Annotated in this window: 8 protein-coding genes; 4 read left to right on the top strand and 4 right to left on the bottom strand. The window is 70.4% G+C overall.

Going from position 1 to position 9,115, the window contains the following annotated elements; all coding sequences use genetic code 11:
- From ACLEQD_RS30150 to ACLEQD_RS30135, 4 genes are all read left to right on the top strand, one after another.
- Nucleotides 1–1,598: gliding motility protein (locus ACLEQD_RS30150; RefSeq protein ID WP_410388818.1), on the top strand; the 1,598-nt coding region annotated here is incomplete at its 5' end.
- A 124-nt stretch (nt 1,599–1,722) separates the two neighbouring features.
- Nucleotides 1,723–4,374, top strand: a complete 2,652-nt coding sequence (locus ACLEQD_RS30145; protein ID WP_410388816.1) for an efflux RND transporter permease subunit — start codon at nt 1,723–1,725, stop codon at nt 4,372–4,374.
- 98 nt (nt 4,375–4,472) lie between these two features.
- Nucleotides 4,473–5,078 (top strand): MXAN_6521/LA_1396 family lipoprotein, encoded by a 606-nt coding sequence (locus ACLEQD_RS30140; RefSeq protein ID WP_410388814.1) that lies wholly within the window; start codon nt 4,473–4,475, stop codon nt 5,076–5,078.
- 13 nt (nt 5,079–5,091) lie between these two features.
- The gene (locus tag ACLEQD_RS30135) at nt 5,092–5,628 is read left to right on the top strand and encodes an MgtC/SapB family protein (protein ID WP_410388813.1); all 537 of its coding nucleotides are present in this window, start codon (nt 5,092–5,094) and stop codon (nt 5,626–5,628) included.
- Nucleotides 5,629–5,665: 37 nt separating this feature from the next.
- Here ACLEQD_RS30135 and ACLEQD_RS30130 read toward each other — a convergent pair whose 3' ends face one another.
- From ACLEQD_RS30130 to ACLEQD_RS30115, 4 genes are all read right to left on the bottom strand, one after another.
- Nucleotides 5,666–5,992, bottom strand: coding sequence for a hypothetical protein (locus ACLEQD_RS30130; protein WP_410388811.1), 327 nt, complete (start codon nt 5,990–5,992; stop codon nt 5,666–5,668).
- Between the two features lie 94 nt (nt 5,993–6,086).
- The gene (gene ptsP / locus ACLEQD_RS30125) at nt 6,087–7,895 is read right to left on the bottom strand and encodes a phosphoenolpyruvate--protein phosphotransferase (protein ID WP_410388809.1); all 1,809 of its coding nucleotides are present in this window, start codon (nt 7,893–7,895) and stop codon (nt 6,087–6,089) included.
- 46 nt (nt 7,896–7,941) lie between these two features.
- Complete coding sequence (locus tag ACLEQD_RS30120; protein ID WP_120592229.1) at nt 7,942–8,220, bottom strand: HPr family phosphocarrier protein; 279 nt, start codon at nt 8,218–8,220, stop codon at nt 7,942–7,944.
- 36 nt (nt 8,221–8,256) lie between these two features.
- Nucleotides 8,257–9,063, bottom strand: a complete 807-nt coding sequence (locus tag ACLEQD_RS30115; protein ID WP_410388807.1) for a PTS system mannose/fructose/sorbose family transporter subunit IID — start codon at nt 9,061–9,063, stop codon at nt 8,257–8,259.
- Between the last annotated feature and the right edge of the window lie 52 nt (nt 9,064–9,115).

Below are 9,115 nucleotides of genomic sequence, written 5' to 3'. Positions count from 1 at the left end.
GGCGAGCCGCCCCCACCGGAGCCCACCCCGTCCTCGCGCGTGCGCGGGGACTGATGGACGCGCTGCTGCTGCTGGGCGTGCAGGTGGCGGGGCTGGGGCTGGCGGAGGACGTGCGCGACCGCACCCCGGACATGTCCTTCCGCGCGTCCCCCTTCCTGCGGCTGCGGATGGTGTGCGACGCGGTGCTGGCGCGCGACGGCGCCCAGGAGGCGCTGGCGGACCTGGCCCGCGTGGTGGAGGACTGCCGGGGCGTGGCGCGCACCGTCACGCGTCACCTGGAGGACTCCGGCGTCAGCGTGGACCTGGTGTACCGGATGGAGCGCATCCGGCACGGCCTGGACCGGATGGAGGCCATCGCACGGGTGCTGGCCGCGCCGCGCGGCGAGCCCCGGTGGCGCGAGGCGCTGGCGCTGCTGTCGGACCTGCTGGAGCACGCGCACGCGGACCGCTCCGTGCGCGCGCTGGTCCAGCGCAACGCGCGGCTGATGGCCCGTAAAATCATCGAGCGCACCGGCCACACGGGCGAGCACTACATCACGTCCACGCAGGGCGAGTTCCACCACATGGTGCACTCGGCGGCGGGCGGCGGCTTCGTCGCCGCGTTCGCCGTGGCGCTGAAGTTCTTCCTCACCGGGTTGCCGCTGGCCCCCTTCTTCGCGGGCCTCTTCGTCGCGCTCAACTACGCGGGCGGCTTCGTGGTGATGCAGATGCTGGGCCTCACGCTGGCCACCAAGCAGCCGTCCATGACGGCCTCCACGCTGGCGGCCGCGGTGGGCGAGGACGCGGGCCTGGACGGAGGCGCCCGGCGCATGGAGCGCCTGGCGGCGCTGGTGCCGCGCATCACCCGCTCGCAGCTGGCGGCCATCCTGGGCAACCTGGGCTGCGTCCTGCCCGTCGCGGTGGCGCTGGGGCTGGGGTTCCAGTTCCTCAAGGGCCACGCGTACCTGAGCGCGCAGCAGGCGCAGCACGTGGTGGAGACGCTGCACCCCTGGAAGAGCGCGACGCTCCTCTACGCCGCCCTGACCGGCGTGCTGCTCTGGGCCTCCAGCGTGGCCGCCGGCTGGTTCGAGAACTTCATCGTCTACCGCCGCCTGCCGGAGGCGCTCGCCCACCACCGCGTGCTGCGCGCGCTCCTGGGCGTGACCGGCGCGCGCAAGGTGGCGGACGCGCTGATGCACCACGCGGCGGGCGTGGGCGGCGGCGTCACCCTGGGCGTGCTGCTGGCGGTGATGCCGGGAGTGGGCGGCTTCTTCGGCCTCCCGCTGGACGTGCGGCACGTCACCTTCTCCTTCGGCGCGCTGGCCTTCGCCGGGTGCGCGCTGGGGCCCTCCGCCGTGATGGAGCCGGACTTCCTGGAGGCCGTGGCGGGCGTGCTGGTGGTGGGCGTCCTCAACTTCGGCGTGTCCTTCGCGCTGGCCCTGGGCCTGGCCCTGCGCGCCCGCGACGTCCCGGTGCTCGAGGGCCTGCGCTTCCTGGGGGCCGTGGCCCTGCGCTTCCTGCGCAACCCCATCCCCTTCCTCATCCCGCCCCGCGACGAGCCCGTGCCCCTGGGGACGGAGCCGCAGGCCGTCCCCCTGGCCGGGCCTCCCGCGCCCTGACGGGACACCGGCGCCGGGGCTTATTCCCGCGGCGCGGGGAGCCCTGTCTCGCGCGGAGGAAGGGCGGACAGGCATCCGGGCTTTGCTTCCGGGCAGGGACGTTCGGCGATAGGGTGCCGCGCCCATGAGCGGCAATCCCTCGTCCCATCCCCCGCCCCGTCTCGCCCTCGCCTACGCGGAGATGCTGGTCCGGCGCCCCGGCACCGTCATGACCGTGCTGCTGCTGCTGCTCGGCCTGGCGGTGTGGGGCACGTCGAAGCTGACCATCAACTCCAACCAGCTGGACCTCATCTCCCAGGACCTGCAGGAGGTGAAGGACGTCAAGCGCGTCATCGACATGGTGGGCGGCAGCGGCTTCTTCATGGTCGCGCTGCGCGGCGATGACGAGGCCACGCTCAAGAAGGTCGCGGACGACCTGGCCGTGATGGTGGGCAAGGACAAGGAGCACGCGCGCTCCCTGACCTACAAGATCCCCGTCGAGTTCGTTCAGAACAACATGGTGCTGTTCGTGAAGACGGAGGACCTGGCCGAGGGCAAGCGCCGCATCATGGCGTTCCTCAAGGATCAGATCCGCCGCGCGAACCCCTTCTACATCGAAATCAAGAAGACGGAGCCGGTGAAGCTGGACCTGCAGGACCTGGTCGACAAGTACTCCAGCGTTGGCAACAAGAGCATCGCGGACGACTACTACATCTCCCAGGACCGCAAGCTGCTGCTGCTCCTCATCAAGCCGATGTGGGACACCAACCAGATTGGCCAGACGAAGCAGTACGTGGACAAGCTGCGCGGGGACCTGGCCGAGTACTCCAAGAGCAACGCCGCGGGCGTGCAGCTGGTGGAGGACTACTACAAGATGGGCGACAAGAAGACGGTCGCCTACGGCTTCACGGGCTCCTACAAGACGGCGGTGGACGACTCGTACGCCATCGAGGACTCGCTCCAGCCGGTCACCATCATCGCGCTCGTCGCCATCTTCGCCATCACCATCGCGTTCTTCCGCAAGTGGGCGCCCACGCTCATCGTGGTGAGCGGCACGGTGGCGGGCACGCTGTACACGCTGGGCTTCACCTACGCGACGCTGGGTGAGCTCAACATGATCACCTCCATCCTGGGCGGCATCCTGATGGGGTTCGGCATCGACTACGGCATCCACTTCATCTTCCGCACGCGCCTGGAGCTGGGCGCGGGCAAGCGCTACGACGTGGCCATCCGCGACGCGGTCATCAACGCGGGCCGCCCGGCGCTGGTGTCCGCGGTGGTGGTGGCCGGTTCGTTCTACGTGCTGATGGTGAGCGAGTTCAAAGGCTTCTCCCAGTTCGGCTTCCTGGCCGGCACGGGCACGCTGATGCTGGGCTTCACGCTGTTCTCCTGGTGCCCCGCGCTGCTGGCGCTGGCCGGCCGCCGCGACCCGGAGCTGCCGCGCAAGCTCATCGGCGTGATGAAGCCGCCGCCCGTCACCAACGCGTCCGGCAAGGAGCTGCGCATCCCGCGCCCCGGCCTGGTGCTGGCGGTGGGCTGCGTCATCGTCGCCATGGTGTGCGGCGCGGCCATCCCGTGGAAGAGCGGCGAGCCCCCGGCGGACGCGGGCTTCTTCGCGCGGCTGCCCTACGGCGTGCGCTTCAACTACAACACCCGCGCGCTGATGCCGGCGAACCAGCCGTCCGTGGTGCTCCAGGATGAAATCAACGCGCGCTTCAAGATCGCCAGCGACCCGCTGGCCGTCTACACCAAGGACCTGGCGGAGACGGAGGCCCTCTACAAGGAGCTGACGAGCGACCCCAAGAAGCGCCCCGCCATCTCCCAGGTGATGAGCCTCTTCACCTTCGTGCCGCCGGAGGGCATCTCCCAGGCGAACGCGAAGATTCTGGAGGAGTGGCAGGAGGAGCTGAAGGACATCGACGTGAAGGCGCTGCCGCCGGAGACGCAGGACAAGGCGGCCCTGTTCTTCAAGATGCTGGAGGCCCGGCCCTTCGACGTGCACCACGTGCCGGAAATCTACGCCTCGCAGTTCCGCCACCTGCCCACCACCAGCCCGGAGAACCACGGCTACCTCACGTTCATCTACCCGAGCGTGGACCTGTGGGACGGCAAGCAGATGCTCCAGTTCGCGGACCAGACCAGCTCCATCAAGGGCATGGTGACGCCGGGCAAGTTCACGCCGGGCGGGCCCACGGGCGCGCCGGTGGAGAAGGAGTTCCGCGCCGCGGGCGCCACGCAGCTGTACGCGTCGCTGGCGCGCATGGTGCTCAAGGACGCGAAGCTCACGGTCATCCTCACCGCGCTCTGGATTCTCGTGATGCACTTCGCGGACTTCCGCAACGCGAAGCTGGCGCTGGCGTCCGTGATTCCGCTGACGGTGGGCCTGGCGATGATGATGGGCTTCATGGCGCTGTTCGACCTGCGCCTGAACTTCATGAACATCATCATCCTGCCCATCCTCCTGGGCTTCGGCGTGAGCCACGGCCTCTACCTCTTGCACCGCTTCCTGGAGGGCACGTCCCCGCTGGTGGCGCTGCGCAGCGTGGGCGCGGCGGTGGCGTCCTCCACGCTGACGGCGGTGGCGGGCTTCGCGGCGCTGCTGGTGGCCAGCCACAACGGCCTGCGCTCCATGGGCCTCGTCGCCTGCATCGGCCTCATCACCACGCTGCTGGTGTCCTTCACGGTGCTGGCGGCGGTGATGCAGCTGATGCACGACAAGCGGCAGAAGGACGCGGCACGTTCGCAAGAGGGCGGCGCCGCCCAGGGCGGGGATTCGTCCTCCACACGCGCCGCCTGACAACGCGAAAGAAGCGCTTAGTATCCGCGCTGGACCTCACGCCCCGCCTTCCCCGAAGGGAAGCGCGGGGCCGTTCTTTTCTTCGGGAGCTTCAAGCCATGGGGACGTTCAAGCGGGTGGGCGCGGTGCTGGGCCTGATGGTGCTCACGGGCTGCGCGAGCACGGTGAAGAGCCAGCGGCTGCGCGACGACTACGCGACGGTGGACCGGCTGCAGGTGAAGCGGCTGGCGGTGGTGACGCAGCCGTTCCCCCAGGGGCAGCAGTACATTGGCGACCTGTGGAGCCTCATCGCCCGGCAGTGGCTCAACCAGAACCGGGACTACCTGGTGAAGGCCAACACGTCCCTGCCCGAGCGCCCCACGGACCCGACCTTCAAGGACCAGTGCGTGGAGGGCATCGAGGGCGTGCTCTGGCTGGACCCGACGGTGAAGCGCGTGGGTGAGGGCGCGGAGGTGGCGCTGAAGGCGCAGCTGCTGCGCTGCCGGGACGGCCAGGAGGTGTGGGCCGCGGAGGCCGGCGGCAGCTGGGACTCCGAGGACACGAAGTACGTGGAGCGCAAGGAGCAGTACGTGAAGGAGCTGGGCCCGGACGTGGAGCCCTACGTGGTGCCGTCCTACAAGCTGCTGGTGGCCACGCTGGACACGCTGCCCAATCCCGAACTGAACGACGAGGACAAGGACGAGAAGATCGACCTGGGCGAGTAGGGTCGCGCCCCGAGTGGATCCTCAAGTCATCATCGGGCGCCTGGTGCTGGCCACGCTCCTGGGCGGCGTGCTGGGCGTGGAGCGCGAGGCGCGCAACCAGGCCGCGGGGCTGCGCACGCACACGCTGGTGGCGCTGGGGGCGTGCTGCTTCACGCTCTCCAGCGTGTACACGGAGGAGCTGCTCCGGGCGGGGGCGAACCCCAGCGGCACGCAGACGGACATCAGCCGCATCGCCAGCCAGATTGTCGTGGGCATCGGCTTCCTGGGCGCGGGCGTCATCCTGCGCCACGGGGGCGCCGTGAAGGGGCTCACCACCGCGGCCAACCTCTGGGTGACGGCGGCGGCGGGCCTGGCGTGCGGGCTGGGCCTCTACGTGGCCGCCAGCGCCACCGTGGCCCTGGCCCTGCTGTCGCTGGTGATGCTGCGCCCCGTCTCCCGCCTGCTGACCCCCGACGGGGAGCGCCACGGCGGACACCCCCGGAAGCGCTCCGGCGGCGGAAACAGCGAGGACGGGCCCCCCTCCGGTGAAGAGGAGTCCCGTCCCGAGTGAGGCGCGGCGCGGGCGTGCGCCCCCCCGCCAGCCGCCACTACTCCATGGGGACCAGCGCGCCCGTCAGGTCGTGCGTGTAGACCACCGGCCGGTGCGCCGCGCCCGGGTGGCATTTGTCGTCCTCCAGGTCCAGCGCGCCCTCGGCCAGCGTGGCGCCCGGGAGGCTGGCCAGGTCCCGGCGCAGGTAGACGTCATCCCCGTCCAGGTCCGCGACGTCGGAGAAGCGCACGGGGTACTCCCGTTCGAAGATGCGCCCCTTGCCGATGGTGAAGCCGCGCGGGTCCACCGCGACGATGCCGCCGAGCGCTTCGCCGTCCCGGTCCCGCACCGTCATGCCCCGCTGAATGTCCGTTGGCTTGAACACGCTGCTGCCTCCTGCCTCCGTGTCCGGCCAAAGTGTGCACTCCGCCTGGAAACGGCGACCCCCTCCCCGCCGCATTCCGCGGGGGGAGCGGGGCCTACACGGGCTCCGGTTCGGGGTCGTGCACCGGCGACAGCAGCGAGCCTTCCTGGCCGCTGAAGCGCCGGTCCATCTCCGTGCGCACGAAGCGCTCAATCTCCTCCGCGGTGGTCAGCTCCATGGCGCCCTGGAGCATCTCCACCGCCTCGGTGCGGCTCACCCGGCGCATCAGGCGCTTCACCACCGGAATCTGCCCGGACGTCATGGACAGCTCGTCGAAGCCCAGCGCCAGGAGCACCAGGGTGAAGAGCGGGTCGCCCGCCATCTCACCGCACATGGAGACGGGGATGTTGGCGCTCTTCGCCGCGTCCACGATGCCCCGGAGCATGCGCAGCACCGACAGGTGCAGCGGCCGGTAGAGGTACGCGACCTCCCGGTTCTGGCGGTCGATGGCGAGCGAGTACTGGATGAGGTCGTTCGTCCCGATGGAGAAGAAGTCCGCCTCCTGCGCCAGCCGGTCCGCGATGGTCGCCGCGCTGGGCGTCTCCACCATGATGCCCACCGGGAAGCGCTTGCCCACCGGCACCCCCGCGCGGCCCAGCGCCGTGCGGCACGCCTCCAGCTCCGTGCGCGCCTCGCGCAGCTCGCTGACGCCGCAGATGAGCGGGAACATGAGGCGCAGGTTGCCGTGCACGCTCGCGCGCAGCAGGGCGCGCAGCTGGACGCGGAACAGCTCCCGGTTGGACAGGCAGTAGCGGATGGCCCTGAGGCCCATGGCCGGGTTGGGCTCCTTCTCGTGCTTCGTCTTGCCCGGCACCTTGTCGCCGCCCAGGTCCAGCGTGCGGATGGTGACGGGCCGGCCGCCCATGGCCTCCAGCACCTGCTTGTAGGCGCGGTAGTGCTCCTCCTCCGTGGGCGCCGTCTTGCGGTCCAGGAACATGAACTCCGTGCGGTACAGGCCAATGCCCTCCGCGCCGTGCGCCAGGAGCGAGGGGATCTCCTCCAGGAACTCCATGTTGCCGTTGAGCCGGATGCGGAAGCCGTCCGTGCTCACCGCGGGCTGGTCCTTCGTGGCCAGCGCCAGCTGCTCGCTCTCCAGGTAGCGGCGCTGCTCCTCGCGGAAGAGCGCCAGCTGGTCCTCCGTGGGGTTCACCAGCACCACGCCGCGCGTGCCGTCCATGGCCACGAGGTCGCCCGGCGAAATCTGCTCGCTCGCGCGCCCCGCGCCCACCACCGCGGGCGTCTCCCGCGCGCGGGCGACGATGGCGGTGTGGCTGGTCTGCCCGCCCAGGTCGGTGACGAAGCCCGCCACGCGGCCGCTGCGCGCCATCATCGCGGCGTCCGCGGGCGGCAGGTCATGCGCGACGACGATGGCCTCCGCCGGCACCTCCACGTCCTCGTCCACCACCTGGCCCATCAGGTTGCGGATGATGCGGTCCGCGACGTAGTCCACGTCCGAGCGGCGCTCGCGGAAGTACTCGTCCGGGATGTTGTCGAAGAGGTGCTTTATCTTCCGGGCCGTGCGGCGCACCGCCCACTCCGCGTTGATGCGGTCCTCCACGATGAGGCGGTTGACCTCGTCCACGAGCATGGGGTCGTGGAGCATCAGCCGGTGCGCTTCCAGGATGAGGGCGTGGTCGCTGCCCTCCGTGCGGGTGATTTGATCCTTCAGCTCCGCGAGCTGGCGGTCGGACAAATCAATGGCGGTCTTCATCCGCATCCGCTCGGGCTCCACCTCCGCGTCCGCCAGGCGCAGCTTGGGGGTGCGGATGCGCTTCCTGTCCAGGATGAAGGCGTGGCCCACCGCCACGCCCGGGGAGGCGCCGATGCCCGTCAACCTGAGTGTAGGGGTGGCCTGGCTGCTCACGGTTTCGCTGACCTCGCGGGGAGGAGTCTACCTCCCCTTTCGACGCTCACTGCGCTTCGCCAAACCGGTCCTCGATGAGCTTTTTCAATTCGGACAGGCAGGCCTCGGCGTCCTCGCCCTTGCAGGTGAGGGTCACCTTCGTGCCCTGGGCCGCCGCGAGCATCAGCACGCCCATGATGGACTTGGCGTTGGCGCGCTGCCCGGAGGCCTTGATGAAGACCTCGCTCTTGAAGCGGTTGGCCACCTTGACCATCTGCGCCGCGGCCCGGGCGTGCAGCCCCAGCGCGTTGATGATCTCGAAGGTTCCCTCGGCTTCACTCGCCATCGTGCGACTCCTGCTTCGCTGAGAAGGTGTTCGTACTCACAGAAAGGCGCCCGCCGCGCAGGCCAATCCCGCCGCGACGTAGAGGACCACGTAGGTGGGGACGCGCCGGTGGACCAGCAGGTACGCCAACACGCCCACCGCCAGGCACCCCACCGCCAGGAACGGCGCCCAGGTCCCGCCCGCCGTCGCCCCGAAGCTGAGCGCCAGCCACGCGGCCAGCCCGCCCGCGCTCGCCGCCGCCACCCCCCTCAAGCGCGCGCCCTTGGCGGGAAGGTTCACCCGCGCCACGGCCTCCACCAGCCGGTCTCCCAGGCTCAAGCCCAGCCAGTACAGCCGGGTGCGCAAGAGCAGGTGCACCAGGTTGTAGAGCACCAGGAAGAGCACCACCGCCCAGACGCCCAGCAAGGGCACCATCGCGGCGCACAGGCCGCCCACCGCGGGCTTCAGCGACAGCCAGAAGAACCCGTCCCCCAGCGCCGCGAGCGGCCCCATCAGCGCCGCCTTGAAGCCCACCACCCGGTCCGGCGTCTCCTCCCCCCGGGCGATCTTCTGCTCGTGGTTCACCACGCCGCCCACGATGGCCGCGGCCACGTACGGGTGCGTGTTGAAGAAGACCAGGTGGCGGCGCACCGCCGCCTCGCGCTGCGGGCCCGGCGGGTACAGCCGCTCCAGCGCGGGGTACACGGCGTACGCGAGCCCCAGGTTCTGCATGCCCTTGGGGTTCCACGACGCCTGGAGGAAGAGCGAGCGCAGGAACACGCGCAGCACCGTGCCGCGCGACAGCCGCGCGGGCGGCGTGAAGGCGGGCGCGGCCGCGGGGGCGGGCGTCGGCTGCACGCTCATGGCCGCTGCTCCTGCAACTGCACCAGCACCACCGCCGCGGTGACGGCCGCCG

The sequence above is a fragment of the Corallococcus sp. 4LFB genome, assembly GCF_046520365.1.
Lineage (GTDB): Bacteria > Myxococcota > Myxococcia > Myxococcales > Myxococcaceae > Corallococcus > Corallococcus caeni.
Note: the sequence above shows the minus strand (reverse complement) of the source record. Positions and strands in the feature narration are given on the sequence as shown.